This is a genomic window from Thermococcus sp. (assembly GCF_027011145.1).
In the GTDB taxonomy this organism is placed as follows: Archaea; Methanobacteriota_B; Thermococci; order Thermococcales; family Thermococcaceae; genus Thermococcus.
The window spans coordinates 1-25,514 of the sequence record NZ_JALVAO010000070.1; the positions used below are offsets into that span (position 1 = coordinate 1).

General features: G+C 51.0%; 28 protein-coding genes, 1 tRNA gene and 1 pseudogene. 19 read left to right on the forward strand and 11 right to left on the reverse strand.

All coding sequences use genetic code 11. From position 1 onward, the window contains the following. From MVG27_RS09890 to MVG27_RS09925, 8 genes are all read left to right on the forward strand, one after another. The coding region (locus tag MVG27_RS09890; RefSeq protein WP_297556592.1) for an N-6 DNA methylase at positions 1 to 632 on the forward strand (632 nt) is incomplete at its 5' end. Positions 633 to 641: 9 nt separating this feature from the next. Further along, entirely contained in the window at positions 642 to 1,358 is a 717-nt protein-coding gene (locus MVG27_RS09895; protein ID WP_297556594.1) for a hypothetical protein, read from the forward strand. Beyond that, a complete protein-coding gene (locus tag MVG27_RS09900; RefSeq protein ID WP_297556596.1) occupies positions 1,355 to 2,536 on the forward strand; it encodes a restriction endonuclease subunit S in 1,182 nt (393 codons plus the stop codon). The genes MVG27_RS09895 and MVG27_RS09900 overlap by 4 nt, the downstream gene beginning before the upstream one ends. A gap of 32 nt (positions 2,537 to 2,568) precedes the next feature. After that, the gene (locus MVG27_RS09905) at positions 2,569 to 2,712 is read left to right on the forward strand and encodes a hypothetical protein (RefSeq protein ID WP_297550857.1); all 144 of its coding nucleotides are present in this window, start codon (positions 2,569 to 2,571) and stop codon (positions 2,710 to 2,712) included. Between the two features lie 310 nt (positions 2,713 to 3,022). Beyond that, complete coding sequence (locus MVG27_RS09910; RefSeq protein WP_297550859.1) at positions 3,023 to 3,409, forward strand: hypothetical protein; 387 nt, start codon at positions 3,023 to 3,025, stop codon at positions 3,407 to 3,409. 4 nt (positions 3,410 to 3,413) lie between these two features. After that, a complete protein-coding gene (locus MVG27_RS09915; protein WP_297550861.1) occupies positions 3,414 to 6,365 on the forward strand; it encodes a type I restriction endonuclease subunit R in 2,952 nt (983 codons plus the stop codon). Continuing rightward, entirely contained in the window at positions 6,356 to 7,021 is a 666-nt protein-coding gene (locus MVG27_RS09920; RefSeq protein WP_297550863.1) for a SprT family zinc-dependent metalloprotease, read from the forward strand. The genes MVG27_RS09915 and MVG27_RS09920 overlap by 10 nt, the downstream gene beginning before the upstream one ends. A gap of 32 nt (positions 7,022 to 7,053) precedes the next feature. Further along, a complete protein-coding gene (locus MVG27_RS09925; RefSeq protein ID WP_297550886.1) occupies positions 7,054 to 7,233 on the forward strand; it encodes a hypothetical protein in 180 nt (59 codons plus the stop codon). A 17-nt stretch (positions 7,234 to 7,250) separates the two neighbouring features. Here the strand turns inward: MVG27_RS09925 and MVG27_RS09930 are convergent, their stop codons facing one another. Beyond that, positions 7,251 to 8,096, reverse strand: coding sequence for a class I SAM-dependent methyltransferase family protein (locus MVG27_RS09930; RefSeq protein WP_297550865.1), 846 nt, complete (start codon positions 8,094 to 8,096; stop codon positions 7,251 to 7,253). A gap of 89 nt (positions 8,097 to 8,185) precedes the next feature. Here MVG27_RS09930 and MVG27_RS09935 point away from each other — a divergent pair, with 89 nt between their 5' ends. Together MVG27_RS09935 and cas4 are read left to right on the forward strand one after the other, a co-directional pair. Then, positions 8,186 to 8,521 carry a hypothetical protein gene (locus MVG27_RS09935; RefSeq protein ID WP_297550882.1) on the forward strand — a complete coding sequence of 112 codons (336 nt, stop codon included), beginning with the start codon at positions 8,186 to 8,188 and terminating at the stop codon, positions 8,519 to 8,521. A 147-nt stretch (positions 8,522 to 8,668) separates the two neighbouring features. Further along, positions 8,669 to 9,298 carry a CRISPR-associated protein Cas4 gene (gene cas4, locus MVG27_RS09940; RefSeq protein WP_297550867.1) on the forward strand — a complete coding sequence of 210 codons (630 nt, stop codon included), beginning with the start codon at positions 8,669 to 8,671 and terminating at the stop codon, positions 9,296 to 9,298. 146 nt (positions 9,299 to 9,444) lie between these two features. Here cas4 and MVG27_RS09945 read toward each other — a convergent pair whose 3' ends face one another. Beyond that, entirely contained in the window at positions 9,445 to 9,624 is a 180-nt protein-coding gene (locus MVG27_RS09945) for a histone-like protein (protein ID WP_297064127.1), read from the reverse strand. A gap of 135 nt (positions 9,625 to 9,759) precedes the next feature. Here MVG27_RS09945 and MVG27_RS09950 point away from each other — a divergent pair, with 135 nt between their 5' ends. After that, entirely contained in the window at positions 9,760 to 11,058 is a 1,299-nt protein-coding gene (locus MVG27_RS09950) for a 2,3-diphosphoglycerate synthetase (RefSeq protein ID WP_297550869.1), read from the forward strand. Further along, on the forward strand, positions 11,055 to 11,912 hold the full coding sequence (locus MVG27_RS09955; RefSeq protein WP_297550871.1) for a 2-phosphoglycerate kinase: 858 nt from the start codon (positions 11,055 to 11,057) through the stop codon (positions 11,910 to 11,912). Before MVG27_RS09950 ends, MVG27_RS09955 begins: the two co-directional genes overlap by 4 nt. Here the strand turns inward: MVG27_RS09955 and MVG27_RS09960 are convergent. Genes MVG27_RS09960 through MVG27_RS09970 form a run of 3 tightly spaced genes read right to left on the reverse strand, consistent with a single transcriptional unit; the run spans position 11,884 to position 14,601 of the window. Further along, entirely contained in the window at positions 11,884 to 13,398 is a 1,515-nt protein-coding gene (locus MVG27_RS09960; RefSeq protein WP_297550884.1) for a metallophosphoesterase, read from the reverse strand. The two genes, MVG27_RS09955 and MVG27_RS09960, sit on opposite strands and share 29 nt — an antisense overlap. A 5-nt stretch (positions 13,399 to 13,403) precedes the next feature. Further along, positions 13,404 to 13,811 carry a CBS domain-containing protein gene (locus MVG27_RS09965; protein WP_297467128.1) on the reverse strand — a complete coding sequence of 136 codons (408 nt, stop codon included), beginning with the start codon at positions 13,809 to 13,811 and terminating at the stop codon, positions 13,404 to 13,406. 4 nt (positions 13,812 to 13,815) lie between these two features. After that, positions 13,816 to 14,601, reverse strand: coding sequence for a class II glutamine amidotransferase (locus tag MVG27_RS09970; protein WP_297550873.1), 786 nt, complete (start codon positions 14,599 to 14,601; stop codon positions 13,816 to 13,818). 77 nt (positions 14,602 to 14,678) lie between these two features. On the opposite strand from MVG27_RS09970, the gene MVG27_RS09975 reads away from it, so the two are divergent. After that, complete coding sequence (locus MVG27_RS09975; protein WP_297550548.1) at positions 14,679 to 15,542, forward strand: type I restriction endonuclease; 864 nt, start codon at positions 14,679 to 14,681, stop codon at positions 15,540 to 15,542. A gap of 4 nt (positions 15,543 to 15,546) precedes the next feature. Here MVG27_RS09975 and MVG27_RS09980 read toward each other — a convergent pair whose 3' ends face one another. From MVG27_RS09980 to MVG27_RS09995, 4 genes and pseudogenes are all read right to left on the reverse strand, one after another. After that, positions 15,547 to 16,521: an AIR synthase family protein gene (locus MVG27_RS09980; RefSeq protein WP_297550538.1), complete on the reverse strand. Its 975-nt coding sequence runs from the start codon at positions 16,519 to 16,521 to the stop codon at positions 15,547 to 15,549. Between the two features lie 40 nt (positions 16,522 to 16,561). Further along, positions 16,562 to 18,334, reverse strand: a complete 1,773-nt coding sequence (locus MVG27_RS09985) for a ribosome biogenesis/translation initiation ATPase RLI (RefSeq protein WP_297550550.1) — start codon at positions 18,332 to 18,334, stop codon at positions 16,562 to 16,564. A gap of 102 nt (positions 18,335 to 18,436) precedes the next feature. Then, positions 18,437 to 19,067 (reverse strand): annotated as a pseudogene (locus MVG27_RS09990) (YigZ family protein). An 8-nt stretch (positions 19,068 to 19,075) separates the two neighbouring features. Next, positions 19,076 to 19,522, reverse strand: a complete 447-nt coding sequence (locus MVG27_RS09995; protein ID WP_297550540.1) for an HAD family hydrolase — start codon at positions 19,520 to 19,522, stop codon at positions 19,076 to 19,078. Between the two features lie 105 nt (positions 19,523 to 19,627). On the opposite strand from MVG27_RS09995, the gene MVG27_RS10000 reads away from it, so the two are divergent. Next, on the forward strand, positions 19,628 to 20,443 hold the full coding sequence (locus MVG27_RS10000; protein ID WP_297550542.1) for a phosphatase PAP2 family protein: 816 nt from the start codon (positions 19,628 to 19,630) through the stop codon (positions 20,441 to 20,443). 39 nt (positions 20,444 to 20,482) lie between these two features. Further along, positions 20,483 to 20,559 (forward strand) — tRNA-Thr (locus MVG27_RS10005). Here MVG27_RS10005 and MVG27_RS10010 read toward each other — a convergent pair. Both MVG27_RS10010 and panB read right to left on the reverse strand, forming a co-directional pair. After that, a complete protein-coding gene (locus tag MVG27_RS10010; RefSeq protein WP_297550544.1) occupies positions 20,560 to 20,976 on the reverse strand; it encodes a hypothetical protein in 417 nt (138 codons plus the stop codon). It lies immediately after the preceding tRNA gene. Positions 20,977 to 21,104: 128 nt separating this feature from the next. Beyond that, positions 21,105 to 21,956 (reverse strand): 3-methyl-2-oxobutanoate hydroxymethyltransferase, encoded by an 852-nt coding sequence (gene panB / locus MVG27_RS10015; RefSeq protein ID WP_297550546.1) that lies wholly within the window; start codon positions 21,954 to 21,956, stop codon positions 21,105 to 21,107. A 211-nt stretch (positions 21,957 to 22,167) separates the two neighbouring features. Between panB and MVG27_RS10020 the strand changes: the two genes are divergently transcribed. The 4 genes from MVG27_RS10020 (at position 22,168) to MVG27_RS10035 (ending at position 25,481) form a co-directional block, all read left to right on the forward strand. Then, positions 22,168 to 22,593 carry an archease gene (locus tag MVG27_RS10020; protein ID WP_297550552.1) on the forward strand — a complete coding sequence of 142 codons (426 nt, stop codon included), beginning with the start codon at positions 22,168 to 22,170 and terminating at the stop codon, positions 22,591 to 22,593. A gap of 9 nt (positions 22,594 to 22,602) precedes the next feature. Beyond that, positions 22,603 to 23,541 carry a tRNA (cytosine(49)-C(5))-methyltransferase gene (locus MVG27_RS10025; RefSeq protein WP_297556599.1) on the forward strand — a complete coding sequence of 313 codons (939 nt, stop codon included), beginning with the start codon at positions 22,603 to 22,605 and terminating at the stop codon, positions 23,539 to 23,541. Next, positions 23,534 to 23,980: a hypothetical protein gene (locus MVG27_RS10030; protein WP_297551115.1), complete on the forward strand. Its 447-nt coding sequence runs from the start codon at positions 23,534 to 23,536 to the stop codon at positions 23,978 to 23,980. Before MVG27_RS10025 ends, MVG27_RS10030 begins: the two co-directional genes overlap by 8 nt. A 61-nt stretch (positions 23,981 to 24,041) precedes the next feature. Further along, the gene (locus MVG27_RS10035; RefSeq protein WP_297551103.1) at positions 24,042 to 25,481 is read left to right on the forward strand and encodes an RtcB family protein; all 1,440 of its coding nucleotides are present in this window, start codon (positions 24,042 to 24,044) and stop codon (positions 25,479 to 25,481) included. Positions 25,482 to 25,514: the final 33 nt, after the last annotated feature.

Genomic DNA, 25,514 nt, shown 5'->3' on the forward strand with positions numbered 1-25,514 from the left:
GCGAGGAGGTTCTCAAAAAGGCCGAGTTCACGGAGAGATTCAGCTACGGTTATCCGCCTAACAACTCTGCCGACTGGGCTTGGATACAGCACATGCTCGCGAGCGCGAAAGAGAACGGCAGAATAGGGATAGTCATAGACAACGGGGCACTCTTCAGGGGCGGGAAGGAGAAAAAGATAAGGGCGAAGGTTCTCAACGAGGATCTCCTTGAAGCGGTAATTCTCCTCCCCGAAAAGCTGTTCTACAACACCGGAGCACCGGGGGCAATAATGATCTTCAACAGGGCGAAGCCGGAGGAGAGGAAGGGAAAAGTCCTCTTCATCAACGCCTCGCGGGAGTACGAGCAACACCCTGAGGTCAGGAAGCTCAACCGCCTCGGGGAGAAGCACATCGAGAAGATAGTTGAAGCTTACAGGGGGTTCAAGGAAATTGAAGGCTTTTCAAGGGTTAGGAGTACAGAGGAGATAAAGGAGAACGACTACAACCTCAACGTGACGCTGTACGTCTTCCCGATGGAGGAAGAGGAGGAGATTGACGTTAAAGCCGAGTGGGAGGAGCTGAGGAAGATTAACGAGGAGCTTGCTAAGGTAGATGAGAAGATTGAGGGGTATTTGAGGGAGCTGGGGTATTGAGGTGATATTATGGAAACTATTAATGCTCCTCTCGCCTCTTTCTTTGAACTCTCTGACTCGGATATTGTTGTTATCTTGGACACAAACATTCTACTTGACATCTTAGAGAAGAGAAACAAAAAAGTCACTGATTTCTATAAAAAATGCCTTCTCCCCTTTAACAAAAAAGGAATAATCACCCTCGGAACCACTATCTATAACATCGCCGAAGTTTTAGACAAAGAACTCGAACTTAACTTTCAAATGGAGCTTCTCAAGAGACGGCTGACTGCTGATGAAATCATAAGGACTTCAAGGAACAGGCAACAGCTATCCCGAGAAATTAATAACATGAACGAGGAACTTAGGGAGAAGTTCTATAAAAAAATTAACAATAAGCTTAGGACAATATTGAGAAATACGAAGATTTTTGGGTTAGATGAGATTACTCCAGATGACTACGCGATTTTACACGACTTAATATTAAATGGTCATCTTCAATCACAAGATGCCATGATAGTACTTACTACATACAAAGCAAGAGAGTACAGCTCCATTTCGTCATTGATAACAAAAGATGGCTATTTAGTGGATTCACCCCTAGTAAACCGCTATATTGAAGTGTACCACCCACTTCGTAATAAGGACGTGGAATCGTTCTTGGAGGCTATTTCAACTATTAAGGCGGATCAGCAGACACTAAAGATGGTCGAGAAAATAAAAAGATCCCTGGAGGTTTTAAAATGACAAGATTCAAGAAAACTCCAATCGGTGAGATTCCCGAGGATTGGGAGGTTGTAGAGCTAGGAGATCTCTTGGATTTGAAAAATGGAAAAAGACCGATATTTTCAGAAAAAGGCTCAATTCCGGTGTATGGAGCAAATGGAATTATGGGATACACTGATACTCCCCTTGTTAAAAAGGGCAAAGTCCTGATAATTGGACGTGTAGGAGCCTCTGGTGAAGTACATCTTGCAGAAGGACCCGTGTGGATAAGTGACAATGCAATGTATTCTAGTAAAATAGAGAGTAAACTTGTTGATATTGAATATCTTGGGGCACTGCTAAAGTATATCAACCTCCAAAAACTAGCAACAAAAAATGTTCACCCATTAATAACAAAAAAGATTTTAATGCCCTTTAAAATCCCCCTCCCACCTCTCCCCGAGCAGAGGAAAATCGCCGAGATACTCAGAACGGTTGATGAGGCCATCGAGAAGACCGACGAGGCAATAGAGCGGACGGAGCGCCTAAAGAAGGGCCTGATGCAGAGGCTCTTGACCAGGGGTATCAAGCACGAGCGGTTCAAGAAGACCGAGCTGGGCGAGATTCCAGAGGAGTGGCAAGTGGTAAGGCTTGAGGAAGTAGCTGAAAGAAGAAATGAAACAGTAAAACCGGATAGTATAGAAGAAGTTCCTTTTGTTGGTCTAGAGCACATTGAACCAGGAAGAATTAAACTGTCTCAATGGGGAAGCTCAAGAAATGTTAAAAGTTTAAAGTCAAAATTTCATTGTGGAGACATTCTTTATGGTAAACTGAGGCCCTATCTAGATAAGGCAGTCATTGCAGAGTTTAATGGTATTTGCTCAACTGATATTATTGTGATAAGAACAAAGAGTAGCAAAACTATACCCGAATATCTAATTTGGATCATACATTCTAAAAGGTTCATTGAATACGCTAAAAAGACCATGAAGGGCGTTAATCACCCAAGAACTTCTTGGAACTCAATTAAACAATTTCAACTCCCCCTCCCACCCCTTGAGGAGCAAAAACAAATCGCCGAAATCCTCTCGACCGTTGATAAGAAGCTCGAACTCCTGAGGCAGAGAAGGGAGAAGCTTGAGCGCGTTAAGCGCGGGCTGATGAAAGATTTACTGACGGGAAGGAGGAGGGTAAAACATTACGGTGACCAAAAAATTTAAATATACTACATGGAAAGGTTATATCAGTCCCGGTGGGTTTCCTCCTCTTGATGACAAAAGGCATGCTGCCCCCAGCAATAGTTACAGCATTGGTGGAGGTGACAGACATGGTTTTCAAAGTTACAGAGAACGTCCCGAAAGTGGGGGCGGCCCTCCTCCGGGTTGTGGGGGCGTAGGGACCAATGCTTTCGAGGGGGAAACCCAGGGCTACAGCCCGGGAGGGCTGTCCCTAGGAGGGCGTGGTGATAGGGGTTCGAATCCCCCCGCCCCCACGAAAAAGTTTTAGGGGAAAAATTTATTTTTCAGGACCCCCATTCAGTTAATTTTAAGCTCAATAAATTCAATGATTTCTCAACCTCTTCTATAATACGTTGTCTGGTCTGCACAATCAAATGCCTAAACCCCTCCAAAACCTTAAATTTCTCAAGAATAAAATTCCTTACGGTGAGATGAATATAGACTACAAAAAGCTAAGGGGCGTATACTATGAGTTCCTTTGATATTGAACATCATCCTGCACTTAAGCCTTTGTGGGACTTTGTGCAAAATATTGAAGAAGTTGTCTCTTCATCAGATATTGGTATAAGTTCCTCATCTACACTTAAAATAATGAGTCAGTTTGAGATACTTAAGGAAATTGTTGAACTCGAACTAAAGGGTGAGCCAGGGGGTCAAGTAAATACTGAAATTCTAAACGAGATAGAGATTATTAAGGGGAGACTTGAGGCTATCCTTTCCATAGCTGAGGATAAGCATGATCTCCACTTAAAAGCCATTGAATGTGAGCACCTGAGAGAGCTTCTAAGATTTACAATAGTGCTTATAATAATGTTAGCGGGCCTAATTGGTGGTATTAAATTGATCTTTGGGTGATCCCATGCCTGCTCAAACCCCCGAATACCTCCAGTGCGAGAAGCCCATCCTCGAGCGGTTAAAGGAAAAAGGCTGGACTTACAGGAGGGGCATTGAGGTCCTCGAAGATGAAAACGAGCCCCTTCTAATCTCAAGGTTAAAGAATGCGATAGTGAGGATAAACGGAGTTAGCGAGAGGGAAGCGGAGGAGGCAATCAACCTCCTTAAAGCTACTCCTTTCGGCGTTGAAGGTTCCCGCAGGGTTCTCGACTACCTTAAGAACGGTGTTCCCGTGAAGGATGAGGAAACCGCTCAACCGAAAAGGCTGATGCTCATTGATTATGAAAACCTCGGAAACAATGAGTTCCTCGTTGCCAATCAGGTCGGCTATCCGTTTAAGACCAAGATACCCGACATAGTTCTCTATGTTAACGGCATCCCGCTGGTCATAATCGAGTGCAAAAAGCTCAACGTGAGCTGGAAAAAAGCATACGAGCAGATTAAAAGCTATGAGAAGGAGATGCCCGAGCTCTTCAAGTACGTACAGATCGGCGTTGCGGTTGGGGATAAACCCGTCTATTTCCCAATAGTGCCGTGGCTCAGCAGTGTTCCAATCTATGAATGGAAAGGGAAAAGCTTTGATGATCTGGACAACCTGGTTGAGCTTTTAAAACCTGAGACCATCCTTGACGTCCTCCGTTACTTCACATTCTACCGCGAGAGCGGTGGAGCTTTTACAAAGGTTCTGCCGAGGTATATGCAGTACCGAGCGGTTAGAGAGATCGTGAATATTGCCGTCGGTTACGCGAGGGGCGAGACGGAAAGAAACAGGGGTTTAATCTGGCACTGGCAGGGAAGTGGAAAAACCTTGACCATGATATTCTCCGCATATAAAATCAAGCGCCTGCTCGGCAACCCCACGATTTTCTTCGTCGTTGACAGGAAAGAACTTGAGAGACAGCTGAGCAATGAACTCAAAGCCGTGGGGCTGAGCTTTGAAGTCATAGATTCAATCGAGAAGCTCAGGGAAGTCCTAACTCACGCCGATGGAAAGAGAGGAATATTCATAACGCTCATCCATAAGTTCCGCGCCGAGGATCTCAATGAGGTGATGGAGAACCTTAGGAGGAAAAGCAGGAGAAGAAAGACGATAATGAACCGTAAGGACGTCGTGGTTCTCATAGACGAAGGCCACAGAACCCAGTATGGCGAGCTTGCTTCGACTATGCGCTCGATACTCAAAAGCGCGTCTTTCTTTGCCTTTACAGGAACTCCAATAGCAAAGAAAGGGCGTGACACCTACGCCACCTTCGGCTATAAGGACAGGCCCTACCTCGACAGGTACTTCATAACGCAGTCCATAGAGGACGGCTTTACCGTGAAGATAGCCTACCAGGCGAGGCTTGAGGAGGACGTTCACCTAAAGAGGGAGCTCCTTGAAGCATTTCTCTCATCGAAGCTGGAGGAAATCCCGGAGGAGTACCGCGGAAGGGTAGAGGAGAAGCTCAAGAAGAGGCTCAACGCGATAAAGGTGTTCCTGAAAAACCCGAAGAGGATCGAAACCATAGCCCGGGACATAGCAGAGCACTATAAGGGGAGCGTGGAGCCGTTTAAAGCAATGGTGGTAGCGGTTGACAGGGAGTCCTGCGTCTTATACAAGCGCGCTCTCGACAAGTATCTGCCAACGGAGTACACAGAGGTCGTGATGACGTTCAACCGGGACGACAGTGATGTTATTAAGGAGTATCAAAAAGAGCTTGAAGAGCGTTTCCCCGGAAAAGACATGGCTGAAATCCGCGAGAGAATTCGCAAGGATTTCAGGAACAAAAGCTTTCCAAAAATCCTGATCGTTACAGATATGCTCCTCACGGGTTTTGACGCCCCCATCCTTCAAACCATGTATCTGGACAAGCCACTCAAGGAGCATAGGCTCCTTCAGGCAATAGCGAGGACCAACAGGCCCTTCATCAAGAACGGCGAGAACGTCAAACCCTTTGGCCTTATTGTAGATTACGTGGGCATATTCAAGGAATTAAAGAGAGCGCTGGAAATCTACGACGAGGCTGACATCGAAGGAGCAACATACAGCGTCGAAGAGATAAAGAAAGAGCTCAGGAAAAAGATCTCCAAGGCCATGGGATACTTTGATTACCTCGAGCCGAGAAGAGATAGAGAGACGATAATGAACGCGGTTGAGACACTGTTTAGAAACAACAAGGGCGAGGAGTTCGGGAGGCTGTACAGGGAGATAAGGAACTACTACAAGCTCCTCAGGGAGGACAGGGACGAGTTCAGAGAGGCCTTCAAATGGCTCACGGAGGTTTATTATGCATACAGGGCTAAGGTTGATGGTGTTCCGCCGGAAGTTGAACTCAAAGCCGACGAATTCTTCAGGGAGGCCCTTAGGTTCATACACAAGACGGTGGACATAGGGAAGATAAAGGCCGACTTTCCAATAATCGAACTTGACGAAGAGTTCCTCAAGAAAGTAATGAGGGAAAGGGATAAGCGGAAGGCATTTACTAACCTCCTATTCTCGGTCAGACACTACGTAAACACTCACAAGGGACCTTTAACGGAGGACTTGGTTGAGCAGGTAGAGAGGATAATTGAAGCCTGGAGACACAAGAAGGAAGAAATCGAGAAGCTCTACGGTGAGCTCCTTGGAATAGCCGGGGAAATAGAAAAGCGCTCGTGGGAGCAGAAAAAGCTCGGTTTGAACGAGCTCGAATACGCCCTCCTGATGGTGCTCAAGAAGCACGTAAAGACCAATACCAACGAGTTGATCAAAGGGGTCAGAAAGTTGCTCAAGGAGACTGAAGGGCTTAGGTTCTCCCGTTGGAGGGAGAAAACCGAGATCGTCAGCGAAGTCTCGCGGAAAATTATGCTCTTCATTGTAAGGGAATATAAGGAGGAATGCGATGACATCATCAAGACGCGCAACGAGCTCCTAGAGGTGCTCAAACGGTGGGGATAAAGTACCGCGTAATTCGGAGGAACGTTAAGTATCCCCGCATCGAGATAAGCCCCCTTGGGGATGTTAAGGTAATAGTCCCGCCAAATGTGAATCCCGAAGATCTTGTGGGGAGAAAGAAAGGATGGATAGAGAAGAAGCTAAGGGAAATCGAAGAAGCCAGAATGAAGTTTCTTCCGCTTTCCAATAAGCTCCTACTTGACGGTGAATTCTACGAACTCATTGAGTCAGAGGAGTTCGGGGTTAATCCAAAGTTTCACGTGGTTCTCCTGCCCAAGGACGATTTGGAAACCCTAAAAAGATGGCTGAAGACTCAGCTGAGAGAAGAGCTGGAATTTAAGGTGAGACTCTTCTCATCGGTCTTCGGAGTAAAGTACAGAAAAATCTACATCCGCTTTCAGAAGACCAAGTGGGCAAGTTGCTCTGAGAAAGGAAATCTAAGCTTTAACCTGATGCTTATGGCATTACCCGAAGAACTCAGAGACTACATCATAATCCATGAGGTGGCCCACCTCAAGTTCCAAAAGCACTCTCGCAAGTTCTGGGAACTCGTAAGACAGTATTACCCCGACTACAAACATGCCCAGAAGGGACTCAGGGAGTACTGGCTTGCGCTTCAGTACAATAAAATCTGGAATAAACTGAGAGAAATTGCTTAAAGTTTTTATCCCCTTCCCTTCTTATTCCTCCGGTGAGCCGGATGGATGAAAAGCTCAAGGCCTGCAAAAACTGTCGCTGGTTCGGGCCGATTGACTCTTACTTCCTCACCTACGGGATGTGCAGGAAGCACATGAAGACCGTCCACATGAACTTCGTCTGCTCAGATTGGGAACCGTTATGGGGCTCAGAGGGGAAAGGACGAGAAGAGTAAGTACAAATGGCAGATTACTACCTCTTATACACCCTCACGTCCACGACAACGTGCCAGACTCCGGGGGCGTAGCGCTTGATTACCAGCTCCTTCAGCTTCTCCGCCTCGTAGCCATACTCTCTCGCTATTCTTCTGAAGGTCGCGAAGGGTTCCTCGGGCATCAGCCTCTCTGGAACAGTGTTGTGGTAGTGTATTATTGCCTCGTCCTTTGCTATGCTCAGGGCCTTGGGTATGAATTCGGCCGTTTTAACGACGTAACCCATCAGAATTCTGTCCGCGATGTTTTCCGCCGGGAAGTTGCGGTTGTCTATATTGTAGGGCGTGACCAAATCCTGGACTTCGTTGAGCCAGATGCTCTCGACCAGGAAGCGGAAGGTGTAGGGGTCCTTCTCGATGGCTATAACCCTGGCCCTTTTGTGGACCGCCATCGGGAGGCTCAAATGTCCGATTCCAGCGAACATGTCAACGACGAGCTCCCCCGGTTTGGCAACTTCCGCCATTCTCACGCGCTCCTTAACGTTCGCCGGGGAGAACATGATTCTTGCCACGTCGAGCTTGTACTTCACGCCGTTTTCAACGTGAACCGTTACAGTGTCATCACCGTAGAGAACCTCGTAGTCCGGCTTTCTCGTCTCGCCGTGGATGTGCCCCTTTCTGAGGACGGTCTTTACCCCGAGAACCTCCGCGTAAACCTCCGCTATTCTGCGCTTGTAGGGTTCGAGCTCCTTCCTCAGGGGTAGAATCAAAACGTCTCCTATCTGGACCCAGTGCTTGGGGAGTAAGCTGACCAGCTCAGGCGGAAGCTCTCTAGAAAGTATCTCCCTGATGAGGGGTTTTATGACCTGAGTTCTTTTGGCCCCCATTTTTGTCCCTTCGTCAAAAAGCGATAAGAAAGCCTTAAAAACTTAAAGGGAGGATTTAAGATGAGAACCATCGGAGGTTGATGACGAAGATGGAGGAGGAGCCCCCGAATAGTGGGCTGTTTTCAAGGCTCTTTGGTAGAAAGGAAGAGGCACTTCTTGAGCAGAAGCTGAGTGATGAGGCGTATGAAGACTATCGCAGGCTTTTGATGAGGGCACGACCCGAAGTTGAGGGGTCAAAGTTGACAATTAGACTCGCCGAAGGAATTGTTGAGCTCGACAAAGGCATCCTACGAGTCAAGGCTAAAGATAAAAAGTCAGCCGAGAAGATTTTGAGGAACCTGCACCACTACGAAGGTCCTCCGAGCATATGGCCGGCCTACGGGCTGAGCTACTCGATTAAGAGGAAGAGGCGTATGATTCTCTAACCAAACGGAAGCTTTAAATTCTTCCCTCTTTTAGTTTCCTCCGCGGATGACGACCCTTGCCCAGTCTGAACTGTGATGACGTCGGTATTAGCTGACGCAGGGGCGGGGAGGTTCTACCCATGAACCGCCCCTCTGGAGGGAAAGACCATGAGCAGTGAGGACAACGACGGATTCATCGAGTTCTACGCCAGCGAGGCCCTGACCTGCCCGAGGAGGATATACTTCAGGCTTAAAGGCTATCCCCAGAGGTGGCCCGAGAACATGAAAGTAAGGCTCAACCAAGGCGTTAAAACCCACAGAATTTTTGGGGATATTCTCAGAGAACGCTTCGGCTTCGAGCTTGAGAAACACCTGGTTCTGCGCTCAAGGAAGCTCGGCTTTGAAATCCACGGCAGGATTGACGCCTTTCGGGATTTTCCGATAGAGATTAAGGGAAAAACGAGCCTGCCGAAGGTTCCCTATGATTATCACATTGCCCAGCTCAACGTCTATTTAAGGTGGGCCGAAGCGGAGTATGGATACCTGTATTATATCAAACTCCACGACGAGCCGGCGAAGATAATAGGGAAGCTCGACATGTCCAGCTTCCCGGTTATTAAAGGGCCGAACTTCAGGGCTTTCGAGATTCCCTACGATGGAAAGCTATTCAAAGAGACGCTAAAGCATTTTTACTCCGTTAAAAAGGCCTACGAGAATGGAAAACCGCCCGATGGCTGGAGAAGCTATGCCTGTCGCTTTTGTCCCTACCGGTACCTCTGCTATCCGGGGGAGGAGTAGCTTAGTCCCGGGTTAATCATGAGAGTCAAACTGCCGGGCATTAGTTGGCGGAACCACCGGTTTTCTAACATGATGCAACAATCGGAGAAGTTAGAAGAACCCAACAAATGGTTCGGATATTGAGAATTGGAAGGGAAGAAAGAGAATCAGACGTGCCTGGCGTAGAGGGTCTTTCTGCCCTCGGCCTTTGCCCTCTTCACGGCTTTCTCGACGAGGGCCTTGATTTCCTCCTCAAGGGCGTCGTAGAACTCAGGGCTGACCCTCATCTCCGGGTCAATGCTCTTAACAAGTTCCTTAACCTTGGACTTAACTATCAGCTCGGCCATTTTACACACCTCCTTGTTGGCCTTTGAGGCCGTTCTTAGTTTGCCGTTCCCCTTTATAACCTTTCTCCTCGGAGAGTGTCCCATAGCGGGGAAAAGATTAAATTAACTTGAGGTTACCTGTTCTGAGGTGAGGTAATGAAAAGGCTCGCCCTAATCGACGGCGAGCACTATCCACCGGTAACGCGCTGGGCCATGGAGAAGCTCGGCAACGTATGCTGCGCCGTCTTCCTCGGGGGTAGTGAGAAGATAGGCTCACCCAAGCGACTTGAGGGGGAGCTGGGAGTCAAACTTTACCTCGACCGGGACCCGCTGAAGGCCCTTGAACTGGCCCTTCGCGAGAATAATGTTGATGAAGTCGTTGATTTGAGCGACGAGCCTGTCGTTGACTACGAAATTAGGTTCAGGATAGCGTCCCTCTGCCTGAGACACGGCGTGGTTTACAGGGGGGCGGATTTCGAGTTCAGGCCCGGGGAGCTGATAAAACCATCAAAGCCAACGATAAGTGTTCTCGGCCTCGGAAAGCGCGTCGGAAAGACCGCCATAGGAAGTTTTGTCGCGAGGGTTCTAAAGGAGAGATACCGCCCCGTCGTGGTTACGATGGGCAGGGGCGGTCCTGAAAAGCCCGAGCTAATAGACGGCGAAAGGGAAAAGCTGACACCGGAAAACCTACTCAAGCTGGCGGAGATGGGCAAGCATGCCGCCTCCGACCACTATGAAGATGCCCTCGTTGCAGGAGTCACGACGATTGGTTGCCGTCGCTGTGGTGGCGGTATGGCCGGCTTCCCCTTCTTCCACATCGTTCACGAGGGGATAAAACTCGCCGAAGGGCTTCCTCACGACATCATAATCGCCGAGGGAAGCGGGGCAACGATTCCACCGGTTTTGGCGGACGGCTACATCACAGTTCTGAGCGCACTCCAGAGGGAGGAAAACGTTAGGGGCTTTTTCGGGCCCTTCAGGATTGGGCTAGCTGACATAGCGGTAATCACGATGGCCGACTTAAACCCCGAACGGGCGGAGGCCTTCAAGGACTTGGTTGAGAGAATCAATCCTTCCGCGGATGTGCATCTCGTTGCCTTTAAACCCCGCCCCCTCGGGGATGTTTCGGGGAAGAGGGTTGCCCTCTTTATGACTTCCAGCCGGGCGCTCGACGGTGCCAGGGAGAAAATTGAGAGCCTGGGGGCAGAGGTGGTATTTACCAGCGGAAACCTCGCCAACAGGGCGGTTCTTTCGAAGGAACTCGCTGAACTTGAAGGAGTTTCATTTGATGCAGTTCTCGTCGAGCTCAAGGCGGCGGCCGTTGATACCGTGACGCGGTGGGCCCTCGAAAGGGGACTGGAGGTAATATACCTCGCCAGCGAGCCGGTAAACGTTGACGGAAAGAGCCTGAGGGATGCCGTTCTGGACCTGGCGGAGAGGGTGATGGGGGAATGATAATCGTCACCGACCCAGAGCGGAGGATTCAGTTGCCCTTCTCAAGGGGAATCCTCACGCGCTCGATAACCCTGGCCGGAGTTGACGTTGGTATAGCCTACATAATAGCCAGCGAGGTTCAGAAGGAGCTCGTTGGGAGGAAGAAACGGGTCGTGAGCACGGACGAGATACGGGAGCTCACCTACCGGAAGCTCCTCGAGCACGGGCTCAAGAAGGAGGCAGAACGCTACCTATTCTGGCGCGAGTTCAGGAGGAAGAAAATACCCCTTGTTGTGCTCCTTGGGGGAGTTACGGGCGTTGGGAAGTCCACGATAGCGACGGAACTGGCCTTCAGGCTCTCGATAAGAACCATAATCGGAACCGACACCGTCAGGGAGGTTATGAGGAAGATAATAGCGAGGGAACTCCTCCCGGATTTGCACGCGTCGTCCTTTCTGGCGTGGCGCGAGCTGAAGGCCAACAGCCTCATCGAGGGCTTTGAGAGCCAGGTAAGGCACGTCTCGGTAGGTGTTAAGGCAGTTCTTGACAGGGTTCAGCGGGAGGGCATGAACGCGATAATCGAGGGAATCCACCTCGTTCCGGGCTTTGTTGAGACGGGACAGAATGCATTCATGTACATCCTGACAGTAAGCGACAGAAAAGCCCTCGAGGCCCACTTCTACGAGCGCTCCCGCTACAGCAAGAGGCCGGCCGATTATTACATAGAGCATATCGACGAAATCCTCTGGCTTCAGGATTACATAGTCAGGAAAGCTAAAGAACACGGGGTCAAGGTCATAGAGAACATCGAACTCGAAAGGACGGTAAACGAGATAATGGAGGACCTCATGAAGCGCCTGCGCGAGGGCCTTTGAACTTCCAGACGCCGAGGAGCCTTCTGCTTCCCCACGTTGCCTGAACCTCGAAGGCTATGACCATGCAGGGGTAAACGTCTATCACGTTGAAGCTGTTGCCGAAGGGGTTCCTGTGGAGCTCCCAGCTGACGGAACCGGCGTTTATGATAACGGTGTTCTCGACCTTAACCGCGAAGGCGTTGCCACCGTGTCCCGTTAAAACAAGCTCGACTTCCCTCTCGGTCAAGAGCTTAAGCACGTCTCCAGCGTCCTCAAGAAAACCGCGCTCCCTGCTCCTTGGAATCGGGACGACGTTGTGGTGCATGAAAACGACCCGAAAGTTCTCGGCGTTCTCTATTTCCTCGGCGAGCTTTCTCTGGCCGAATCTTCCAACCACGCCTATTTCGGTTTCGTACTGTGGCGTCGAGACCGGAATGAACGTGAAGCCGTCGAAGGACATCTCTTCCGGCTCGCCGAAGTACTCCGGAAAGAGCTCGTAGCCGAGGTAGGTCATGTCACTATGACCCGGAACGACGAGCTTTGGAACTCTAATCTTCTCCCAGAAGGTCAAGGCGCGCTCGAAGTTCCTCTCGATTCCCATATCTACGACGTCGCCGTTGTGGATTACGATATCGGGCCTCAGCTTCTCGTTTATCAGGTTTATCACGTTTTCAAGGACCTTTTTCCTGAAGTAGACCCTGTCCGAGACCTTGCTCTCGCTGAGCTGGACGATTCTGAGCAACCTTTCTCCCCTCGGGACGAAGAGCTTCGGCCTAACCGCTCTGTGCTCGGCTTTAACCTCCTCTCCTGTAACGCGTCTTATCGTTACCTCAACCCTACCATCGTCGTGAATTGTGACGATGTTGTAGCTGTTGACGTCACCGCGCCTCGTCTTCCTGCAGGAGGTACAGCCCGCGTTGTCAACGACCAAATCCTCCACGCGGTAGACGTTGGGAACGTGCTTGTGACCGCAGAGGTACAGAGTTACATCGTTCCTGAGGAGCAAATCGAGGACGTCTCCCGCGTTAAACAGGACGTTTCTCTCCCTGCCGGTGTTGGGGAGTGGAACGAGGTGGTGGTGGGCTGAGACTATCTTTACCCTCCTGTCGGAGTACTCCTCAAGCTTTCTCTTCAGCCAGCGGAACTTGTGCTTTCCAATCCTGCCGTCGCTTAAATCCGGAATCGTCGAGTCCACCCAGATGAGAACGCCATCCTTGAACTCATAAACCCCGTTGAGGGGCCCTATGAAGGTCTCGAAGAGGTCGTAACCAACGTTTCTCACGTCGTGATTGCCGGGAACAACGATTAGGGGCTTCTGAATCTTCCTGAGCTCGTATTCGGCCCTCTCATACTCCTCCCTGAGGCCGTTGTTGGTCACGTCGCCGGTGTGCACGACGAAGTCGAAGTTGAGCCTGTTGATTTCGTTCGCTATTAAATCGTAGGCATAGCCCTTGTAGGCGCTCTCGCCGGTTATGTGGGTGTCGCTTATGTGGGCAATCCTTATCATGGCCATCACTCCGCCGCTATGGCCGTTTCGAGCTTCCTCCTGCTGGCGGTTAGCAGGTCGCTGAGGCTGAATATCCCGACTATCCTCCTGTTCTCGCTGACGAGCATGTGCTTTATCCCCTTCTTGGCCATTATGTCAAGAACCTCGCGGAGCGGGGTGTTTGCGTCAACTGTCACGAGCTCCCGCGTCATTATCTCCCTGACCGGGGTCGTGTTGGGCTTCCCAGGAATCACGACGCGCCTTATGACGTCCGTTTTTGTGAAAAAGCCAACGACCTCGTTTTCCTCCACCACAACGAGCGAACCTATGTCGAACTCCATCATTACCTCGCAGGCCCTTTTCACTGTATCGTCGGGGGAGACTCCGATAAGTTTCCTGGTCATGTAGACCCGAATCGGGGCGTTCTCGTCCATGCCATCACCCCAGGGAGAGGCGTTCGATTTTATCTGAATCAACCAGATACGCTGTGCTATTTGGAATCGTCTTCCAGTCTGCCCTGTGGTATAGCTCAAGCGTGGAACTAGCAACGGCGAAAACATCACCGTCGAGCTCAATGAGCCTCGCGTAGTCCCTGTGAAGGGGATTTTCCCAGTATTCCTTCGTCATGTAAGCCGTCATGAAGGCCCTCCAGCCTCCATCCGGGAAGAGAAAGAGGGTCGCGGTGTTGAAGGTCGTCCTTGTGAGGGACACCCCAAGGGAGTAGTGCCTCAAAAGTTCCCCCATCTCGGGCCTTTCTAGGGCCCTGCAGAGATAGGCGGAAAAAACGTAGCTGTCGGAAGAATCTCTTAGGTCGTTCCCTTCGAAGCCCGCCAGCCCTATTACTTTTTCCTTGTCGAGGTCGCCGTTGTGAAGGAACCAGAAGGAAAAGCCCCTCCTCGTCGAGAACGCGAAGGGTTGGACGTTGAAGAGACCGAGCGAGCCCTGAGAAGACGCTCTCGCGTGGGCTAGAAGAACGGCTTTCCCACCCTCTCCTAGTAGGCCCAGAAGTTTCGAGAATCCCCCTTCGTCTTCAAAGACGGCCTTTGATGAGCGGTAGTGATAAACCTCGCCGTCCCTCAGGAGAATGTAGCCCCAGCCGTCCGCGTGTTGCCTTTTACCGCTCCTTCTGGCCCTGTAGGGGTCGTTCTCGGCGGACTTCCTGAGGGCCTCGATTAAAGGCACAATCCTCTCCCCCGGTCCCCTCGCAAAGAGTATTCTGCACACGGTTTCCACCTTATGTGTCTAGGCCATCAAACCCCAAAAGCTTTTAGGTGGCCCGACGAAAGAGAAGCGGTGGGTTGATGGAGCGCGCGGTTCTCAACGTAATGTCCCGCATCGGCCAGCACAGAAAACTCTACGAAAGAAACGAGGAGGCGGTAAAGCAACACCTCATAGGCGAGATTATGACCGCCCTCGGCTGGGACTGGAGCAATCCCGAGGAGGTAAGGCCCGAGGAGAGGACAGAAGATGGAAGAGCCGACTACGCGCTCCTACTCAACGGGGAGATTGTCGCCTTTCTCGAGGCAAAAAACCTCTCTGTGAACGTCATAAAGCGGGACGAACCCCTCAGACAGCTCGCCCGCTACTGCTTCAGCAGGGGCGTTAAGTACGGAATCCTCACTAACGGTGCCAAGTGGGTCGTCATCAAGGCCTTCGCCGAGGGAACTTCCCTCAGGGATCGCGTCCTCTTCACGGTGGATTTGGAGGAGGAACCCCTTGAGCGGGTTCTCGTCAAGCTCTCGCTCCTCTCGAAGGAGCGCATAGGGAAGCTGGAGCGACTCGCGACCCTTCTCAGTGCCCTTGAGATTGCCCACAAGAGCCTGCTAAACGAGGGTTTTGCCGAAGAGTCCCTCCTGAACTACCTCCGGTCAAGGAGCGGGCCTTCAATAGTGCCCGTTGATAAACTGTCCGGCGTTGAGGTTCCAAGGACCCTCTACGTTTATGAGAACGGCTGGAAGCCAATTCCCCTCCGGGATAGGAGTCTAAAGGGCGTCCTGATGGCGGTTCTCGACTACCTTGAGGAAAGGTCAAGTGGCGATAAGAAAGATGAAGTTAGAAGGGCCAGAAAACTGCTCTCGAGAATGGAACTGCCCCCCGAGAAGGTAATCCTACTCCTCAGGGAGATAGAGCAGGAAGAGAGGATAAGAATTGGGGTGGAAGTGTAGTTTCTCACACAACCTTCCAGAGTTCGTCGCTTTCGGGTCTCCACGCGGGCCTTTCTTCACCGTTCTCAACTATGATGCGCTTGTCCTCAGCTAAAAACTCACCGATGATGCTCGCCGTTATTCCGTTACTTAACAGTTCTTCCACCGTCTTCCTTGCCAGATCCCTTGGAACTGAGGCAAGAAGAACCCCCGAGCTTATGAGCGCGAGGGGACTTATGCCGAGATAGTTGCAGAGGGTTTTGGTCTCCTCCCGGATGGGAATTCTGTCGGCGTAAACCCTGAATCCTAGACCGGAAGCATCGGCCATCTCGTGGAGGCCGTTGAGGATTCCGCCCTCTGTGGGGTCATGCATCGCGTTTGCCACATTCCGTAGAACCCGCGCCTCGGGCAGAACGCTGAGGTAATCGATAAGCGCCGAAGCCCTCTCCAGAAGTTCTTCACCAAGAATGGGGGAAAGCCTTTCGCGAAGTTCCTCGGCTATTATTGATGTGCCTTCAAGACCCGCCCACTTCGTCATTACTATCGCGTCCCCGGGCTTTGCCCCGTCGGGTCTGACGAGCTTCTCCGCTTCGCCGAGCATCGTTCCGAGCACTATCGGCCTGTCGAGGCCGGGCGTCACCTCTGTGTGACCGCCAACGACGGCAACGCCGAGCTTCTCAGCCTCTCGGGATATCTCGTCGATTATTTCCTCCAAAAGTTCCTCGCTGGAATCCTCGGGCAGGAGCACGGTGACCAGAAACCACCTAGGTTCAGCGCCCATGACCGCAACGTCGTTTGCGTTGACATGGAGGGCATAGAAGCCTATCCTCCTAGTTGCACCCGTTATCGGGTCACTCGATGCAACGAGCGTTCCCTCAACCTTTATTGCAGAGCCGTCTATCCCAACGCCGGGGCCGATAATTACACCCTTTCCCTTCGAAGGAACCCTTGAAAGAACGAGCTTTTCTAGGAGCTCTGGGGGAAGTTTCCCGGGCTTCATGCTCCCACCGGGAAAAGTTATCGGAAGAAAAGAAAAGCCTTTAGGTGTAGTAGTACTCACCCTTCTCTTTCTGCTCCCTGTCCTTAACGCTTCCCTCTTTGTTGGCCCTCGGCCTTCCGGTATCTGGGTCGCGCCTGAAGGTTATTCCCACCGAAGCCAAGAACCTGTTCATGCCCTCGCGCATGCCCATCGGCTTGCTGGCTCTTCCGAACCTGCCAGGCTGTCCCTCGAAGACTATCAGGCGGTCACTCAGGTAGTCAACCATCATTACGTCGTGCTCGACTATCAGAGCTGTTTTCTCGTTCTTGGCCATGAGCGAGCGTATCGCCTTTGAAACAGCCAGCCTCTGCTCAACGTCGAGATGAGCTGAAGGCTCGTCGAGTAGGTAGAGGTCAGCATCGCGTATCAGGCAGGCCGTTATGGCAACCCTCTGGAGTTCACCGCCGGAGAGCTCATTAACGTTCTTGTCGTAGAGGTCTGGAATGCCCAGGGGATTAAGGAGCTCGCTCTTGTAGAAACTGCTCATTAATTTACTCGCGTCGATTTTGCTCAAAAGCTCGTAAACCGTTCCCTCGTAGTCGGTCTTTATGTACTGGGGCTTGTAACTAACCGTTAGCGACCAGTCAACTTCCCCCTCAGTCGGTTTTTCAACGCCGGCAAGCATCTTCACGAAGGTTGTCTTACCGATTCCGTTCGGGCCGACTATTCCGACTACTTCGCCAACGTAGAGCTCTCCTCCCTCCGCCTCCAGCCTGAAGGAACCGTAGTCCTTAACCAGGGGAGAATATTCAACGAGTATTTCACCCTCCTGGCTCTTTCTTTCGCTCTTCTTGCTGAAGTTTATCTCGTAGGGCCTGAAGCGGACGTTTTCATCGCGAAGGTAGCCCCTGAGAAACTCGTTTATGCCGTTCCTCGTTGATTTCGGCTGTGAGAATATACCGTAGGCTCCGGGTTTACCGTAGACCACGTGAATTATGTCGCTCATGTAGTCGAGTATCGCCAAATCGTGCTCGACCGTTAGAACGTTCTTGCCCGAATCGGCCAGCCTTCTTATGATTTTGGCAATCCTGAGCCTCTGCCTTATGTCGAGGTAGCTCGAAGGCTCGTCAAAGAAGTAGAACTCGGCCTTCCTGAGGAGGGCGGCCGCTATGGCAACCCTCTGAAGTTCACCACCGGATAGTTGTTTTATGTCCCTGTCGAGTATGTCCTCGAGTTCAAGCTCTTTAACAACTTCCTCAAACCTTCCGCCCTCGTCGGCCCTCTTGAGGAGCTCGCGAACCTTGCCCTTAACGGCCTTTGGAATCAAATCAACGTACTGGGGCTTGACAACGGGCCTTATTTCTCCGTTTTTGAGCCTCTCGAAGTAGCTCTGAAGTTCGTTTCCTCGGAAGGCCTTTATCACGTTGTCCCAAGAATCGTTATCGGAGCAGAGGTTTGGAATCAACTGCCCTGAGAGGATTCTGACTGCTGTGGTTTTACCGGTTCCGTTGGGTCCGAGGATGCCAACTACCATTCCCTCCTTCACGACGGGGAGGCGGTAGAGGACGAAACCGTTAACTCCGTAGCGGTGGACGCAGTCCTCATCGAGCTGTTCGGGCAGGTTGACGATTGTTATTGCATTGAAGGGACACTTATGGACGCAGATTCCACAGCCGGTACAGCTAGCTTCTTGAATTACCGGCCTGTAGTTCTCCTCGTCTATGACTATTGCCTCACCGCCCATTCTGTTGACTGGACAGACTCGCTCGCAGAGAAAGTGACCGCACTTGTCGGGATTACACTTGTCGTAGTCGATGACCGCTATCCTTGCCATTCCCACCACCGGGTTAGGCTGATGGGGAGGATTTTAAAGGGTTGCGGGATTGTTGTCAAACTTAAACCCCTGGCATTGTTTCGGCTGTGATGCAAAATGACATCAACCCTCAAGCATAAATAACGCCCTCAGCCTTGCCCTCCCCTTCGTCCGCTCCCTCAAAAGCTCCATCAGACTCTCCGCTTCGCCCTTCCTCGTCTCGACGGTGAACTTCACAAGCTGGCCGTATTCCTCCCCCACAACCCTCCCGTCGGCGTCCTCAACGGTTTTCTTTACCGTATGGAAGAGGTTATAGGGGAAGGTAACCTCGAAGCGTTCCGTTTCATAGACCTCAACGATTCCCGCCTTCTCTATGGCCCTGCTTGCGGCATCGCTGTACGCTTTAACAAGCCCGCCGTAGCCGAGCTTTATGCCACCGAAGTAGCGCGTAACCACGACCACGACGTTGCTTAACTCCCTGTTCTGAATGACCTTTAGGATGGGCTTTCCGGCGGAGCCCTTCGGCTCGCCGTCGTCATCGTAACGGACAGCGAAGTTCCTGCCGTCGTTAATAACGGTCGTTAATAACGTAAGCCGAAACGTTGTGGGTCGCGTCGCCGTGGTGGTTTTTGATTTTTGCTATGAACTTCCTCGCTTCCTCCTCCGTGTTGGCCGGCGAGGCGTAGCCTATGAAGACTGACTTCTTGACGATGAGCCTGGCATTTCCAAAGCCCTTCAGCGTTTTGTAGCCCATTTCTCCTATCATCTCCTCAGGGTAGCGATGAGCTTCCTTTCATCGAGGAGCATCTCTATGGCGTCCTTAACGTCCCTGACAACTATGTCGCTGGCTAAAAGGGCATCAACCGTCGCACCCTCGTTACCAATCACGCAGAAAGCCAGCTCCGCCTTCTCGAGCATCGCGACGTCGTTGTTTCCGTTTCCAACCGCCACATAGGGAGCGTAACCATCCGCTATTTCGGCCTTCTCCGCACCGCTTGAGACCCTCTCTATCCTTATCGGAAGCCCCTTAAACTCCCTCTCCAGCGTCCCGAAGGTGTCCGCGCTGAGAACAACTACAGTATACTGGTCGGCAAGCTTCACAAGAAGTTCCTTAACGTCCTCGGGGACTTTCCCCTCCTTTCCCAGAGTCCCGTTCAGGTCGAAGAGAACAGCGCTAAATTCGAGCTTTCCATAGCCGGGAATCTCCATAATACCACCCCCTCAAAGTTAAGTGCAAAGTTTTTAAACGATTGGCTCTAACCCCTCTTGGATACATAGGAGACGAGTTAAAGTATTAACTCTGGGGGATAAGAAATGAACACATTCCTGGCAAGGCTTCGCGACAGGGATGTCCTCGTTCGGCTCAATGCTTTTATCCTCAGCTACTTCGGCTGGATAGCCTTCGGGGTTCTGTACGGATATATTGGAAAGTGGAGCGTTGACATAACAAAATACTTCTTGAAACTTCCGCTAACATCTAAGTCTCTCGTGATTGGGCTCTTGAGCTTTACAAAATCACTAACTCCTCTCTATGACCTGCTCAAGAGTATCTATTATTTCGGGTTCGCAGGTTCAATAGGGTTTATGGTCTTTTATGTTCTCTTATATTTGCAGGACTTTCAGACGTCCGATGAACTTCTCGCGAGGTACATAATGGCCTACTGCGGAGCGGGGGCAATTTACCTGGTTTTCCATACGTATGCCCCCCACTACATCTACCACATCCCCGGATATTCAATGGAGAACACCCTACTTACAAGGCAGGAGTTCGTCCTACCTTCGCTCCACAACACTTTCGCAGCGATAAATATAATGACAGTATGGAGGTATAGAAAACGCCTTGGGGGCAAAGTCTTGATAGTGATAAATACTCTTATTCCCTTTGCCACAGTTCTTCTCGGTCACCATTGGATATATGATGTCATAACAGGCTTTTTACTGGCCATAGCTGTGTCCAGAGTAACCAATGGATGGGCTATCAGGATACCCATGTTCATATACTCCCTCGAGCTCAAATCTCTAGAAGCAATCACAATGTTTAACATTGCCCTCGCAACCCTGATGTTTTTAATAGCTTTGGATCCACAAAAGTGGATTCTCCTCATAAGGAGTATTCTAAACCAACCCTGAGAAAAGCTTATAAATTATGGTTCTTTCCCATAGAACGGTGCCGGGGTAGCCTAGCTCGGTAGGGCGGGGGACTCGTAATCCCCAGGTCCCGGGTTCAAATCCCGGTCCCGGCTCCATCATTTTACAAGAAAACCGCTTTTTATCGTTATAGTTGCCTCTGTTTCTTTATCAGACAGGATAATCAAATAAAACTTACCCCCCTTAGGACTTCTCCAAATTTTCTTTGCGTTCTTGACGTTGGAAACATAGAAATAACAAAGAGCTTTGCCTCCTGTTTTGAGTCTTTCTAATCCAGTTGAGTCCGTTATGCATAAGGTGACTGGTTCTCGAGATGAAACGTCAATAGAAACGGTAAGAAAACTGCCATCAATTGAAAGAGACTTTGGATAATTTGGATATAAAAAGATATGATAGGTGGCGCTCGACTCAGTAGCCACTACGAAACCGATGAACACCACTGCTACCACTGAAAACGCAAAGAGCATCGCGGTCAATTTTTTGGTACCCCTCGCACTCCTTGTTACGTTGAACATACCACTGCCACCATTAGATAATTTGCAAAAACCCCTTATAAACCTTGAAGTTTAAACAATCCAAAACTAGACAGTAGTTACAAAGAAGGGCTGAAAGGCCATAAAATTGGAAGGAATCCAAAAAGTCGTTAAAGGTTGATTCTTTCAAGGACGTTCCTAGCTTTTCTGTTGAATTCTTCCTTATCCTGATATTCCCAGTAGTGCTCACCGCTTGGAAATTCTCCAGTCTTAACTTCGCGGTTGTAGTCCTGGAGGGCCTTTAAAATAACCCCGTTCAGGTTGGCGTAGCGTTTCGCGAAGGGCGGTGAGTTCTCGTAGATTCCAAGGACGTCGTGCCAGACAAGAACCTGCCCATCAACCCATGGTCCGGAGCCTATCCCTATAGTCGGTATCGAGACTTCCTCGGTTACAAGTTTTGCAACATCTGCTAGGGTAAACTCAAGGACAACGGCAAAGGCTCCCGCCCTTTCAAGGGCCTTCGCGTCCCTGAGAATCTCCTCTATTTCCTCTTCCGTCTCCCCCATAATCCTGTAACCACCGAGCCTGAGGTACCGCTGGGGCGTTAAACCCGTGTGCCCCATGACCGGGATTCCCATTCTCACGAGCTTTTTCACGAGCTTCTCATAATCAGCACCGCCCTCAATCTTCACCGCATCGGCTCCCGCCTGAATCAACCTTACGGCGTTCCTAACGCCTTCCTCAATGCTCACTTCATAGCTGGAAAAGGGCATGTCAGCCAAAACCAGGGCTCTCTTTACGGCTTTCGCGACTGCCCTCGTGTGGAATACCATCTGCTCCATGGTCACGTTCAGCGTGTTCTCATCGCCGTAAACAACCATCCCAAGGGAATCGCCCACGAAGACGATGTCAATCCCTGCCTTATCAGCCAGAAGCGCGGAGGGATAATCGTAGGCGGTAATCATCGTGATTTTCTCCCTTCCCTTCATCTCGCGGATTTTTTTCGGCGTTACCTCCCTCATGCTACCACCGGTGTCTTTTCGATGGCGGTCTAATTAACGGTTTCGATTGGTGGGGTTTATAAGCCAGATGGCGAGAACTAAACGGGGAAACCACGTGAATGAGGAGTGGAAGTTCTTTGAACCTATAAATGTTAATGGGATTTCACTCAGAAAACTCATCCGAGAGATGAGAGACGATAGAGAAAGGAGAATTATGGGTGAGGTGATGGAAATGAGAACCTGGGAGCATTACGAGCACACCGCTGACATAGGCGTTCGCGGTTACGGCTCAACCCTTGAGGAGGCCTTTGAGGCAGTGGCGCTTGGCCTTTTCGATGTTATGGTTGACGTGAGGAAAGTCGAACCGAAGGAATGCAGGGAGGTAGAGGTTGAGGAAGAGGACCTGGAGGCGCTCCTCTATTCGTTCCTTGAGGAACTCCTAGTGCTCCACGACATGGAGGGGCTTGTATTTGGAGACGTAAAGGTCGAGATAGAGAAGACAGAGAATGGGTATAAGCTCAAGGCTAAGGCCTGCGGTGAACCCCTGAGCGAGAAGCACGAGCCGAAGGAAGAAGTGAAGGCCATCACCTACCACGACATGAAGATTGAGAAACTTCCCGACGGCAGGTGGATGGCGCAGTTCGTCCCGGACCTGTGAGGTGGTTCCATGAGCGCGAGGGACGTCATTAAGGAGTCGAATCCCGAATTCTACGAGCGCTACTCAAAGCTCGAAGACACCGACGAGTTCTGGGAGTTTTTGATAAAGCCCCTCAGACAGAGCATAAGGGTGAACACCCTCAAGGCCCCGCTGGAGGTTGTCGTTGAGAGAATTAGTGAGGAGTTCGAGCTGGAACCCATCCCCTGGGTGAGAGAGGGCTTTTTCATCAACGTAGACAACCTCGCGAAGGTTCCGGAGCACGGTTTGGGGCTGATATTCGGTCAGGAGGCAAGCTCGATGATTCCGCCCGTTGTCCTTGAGCCAAAGCCGGGTGAACTTGTCCTTGATATGGCCGCGGCGCCCGGCTCCAAGACGGGGCAAATAGCACAGTACATGGAAAACGAGGGGTGTATAATAGCCAACGACCCGAACAGGGACAGGGCAAACGTTCTCATAGCGAACCTCAACAGGATGGGAGTTCTCATAGCGAGGGTCACAACCCGGGACGGGGCAAAGTTTGCGCGCTTTGAAAATGCCTTCGACAGGGTTCTTCTAGATGCCCCCTGCTCCTCGGTGGGAATGATAAGGAAGAGCTGGCGCTTCCTGAGGGAGTGGCGGGAAAAAGCGGTCATCAAGTACATGAACATCCAGAAGAGGCTTATCCTGGCTGGATACAAAGCCCTAAAACCCGGTGGAACCCTCGTTTACTCCACCTGCACGATAGACCCTCTCGAAAATGAAGAAGTCGTTGATTACCTGCTCAGGAAGACCGATGCAAGGCTTGAGCCCATCAAACTTCCCGTAAAGACCAGCGAGCTCGTTCTGGAGTGGGAGGGAAAGGAGTATTCGCCCGAGCTGAAGAAGGCCCTACGAATCCACCCAAACGACAACGACACGGAGGCATTTTTCATAGCGAAGATAGTCAAGCCGGGTGATGGAAATGGGTGAGAACCCGAGGGAAGGGATAGGAAAGACTAGCGACGCTGAACTCGTTAAAAAGCTTCTCCTTGAGAACTACGGCTACGCCCCCGAGTTAATCTACAAAATCAGGGGTAATCACCAGAAGGTCTATGCCTACAAGCCCTGTGAGTTGCAGATAAGCGATACCGGGCGGAGGGGTGTTTACTTTGCTAGGATTGAGAGCGACGGTATAAGGCTGACCATCGAGGGTGCCTTCCTCGTCGGGCCCAAAGCAACAAAAAACGTGGTTGAGCTCGATGATGAGAGGGCAAGGCGTTATTTAGCCGGAGAAAGCGTTGAAATAGACGAGAACATTTACGGCTGGGTGATAGTCAAGTGGCGCTCCTATTTCCTCGGCTCGGCAAAGGCCAAGAACGGAAGGTTGCTCAACTACGTTCCCAAGGAGAGGAGATTAAGAATGGAGTAACATTTTCGTCCCTCGAAACATTAAAATAAATCTTAGGGTCACCTAAGAAGGGGGTGAGAAAATGGTACCGCTGAAGAGGATTGACAAGATAAGGTGGGAGATTCCCAAGTTCGACAAGAGAATGCGCGTTCCGGGGAGGGTTTACGCTGACGACCAGCTCATAGAGAAGATGCGCCAGGACAGGACACTGGAACAAGCAGCGAACGTTGCGATGCTCCCGGGAATCTACAAGTACTCCATCGTAATGCCCGACGGACATCAGGGCTACGGCTTCCCGATTGGAGGAGTGGCGGCTTTTGATGTAAAGGAGGGCGTAATAAGCCCCGGAGGCGTGGGATATGACATCAACTGTGGCGTCCGTCTCATCAGGACAAACCTCACCGAGAAGGAGGTAAGGCCTAAGATTAAGGAGCTCGTCGATACTCTCTTCAAGAACGTGCCGAGTGGTCTTGGAAGCAAAGGCCGTGTGAGGCTCCACTGGACTCAATTGGACGATGTTCTCGCCGATGGAGCGAAATGGGCGGTTGACAACGGCTACGGCTGGAAAGAGGATTTGGAGCACCTCGAGGAAGGCGGAAGAATGGAAGGGGCTGATCCAGAAGCGGTAAGCCAGAGGGCAAAACAACGCGGAGCGCCCCAGCTCGGTTCTCTCGGCTCAGGAAACCACTTCCTTGAGGTTCAGGTCGTTGACAAGATATTCGACGAGGAGATAGCGAAAGCCTACGGCCTCTTCGAGGGACAGGTCGTTGTCATGGTTCACACAGGTTCGAGAGGTCTCGGCCACCAGGTGGCGAGCGACTACCTCAGGATAATGGAGAAGGCCAATAGAAAGTACGGCATTCCATGGCCCGATAGAGAGTTAGTGAGCGTTCCCTTCCAGAGCGAGGAGGGGCAAAGATACTTCTCGGCTATGAAGGCCGCGGCAAACTTCGCCTGGGCCAACAGGCAGATGATAACACACTGGGTGAGGGAGAGCTTTGAAGAGGTCTTCAAGAGAAAAGCCGAGGACATGGAGATGAGCATTGTCTACGATGTTGCACACAACATAGCGAAGGTTGAAGAGCACGAGGTTGATGGAAAGAAAGTGAAGGTCGTCGTCCACAGGAAAGGAGCAACGAGGGCATTCCCCGCCGGCCATCCGGATGTTCCTAGAGCTTACCGCGACGTCGGACAGCCCGTCCTCATTCCGGGCTCGATGGGAACGGCCAGCTATGTCTTAGCGGGAGCCGAAGGCTCAATGCGCGAAACCTTTGGCAGTTCATGCCACGGTGCCGGAAGACTCCTCAGCAGGAAGGCCGCGACGAGGCAATACCGTGGCGACAGACTTAGAAACGAGCTGTTGAAGAGGGGCATTTACGTCCGCGCGGCGTCGCTCCGCGTTGTTGCCGAGGAGGCTCCGGGAGCGTACAAGAGCGTTGACAACGTCGTTAGCGTCGTCCACCAGGCAGGAATAGCCAAGCTCGTGGCTAGGATGAGACCCATGGGTGTTGCGAAGGGATGAGTTGCTTTTCTTCTTGTTTCATTGCTTTTTTCT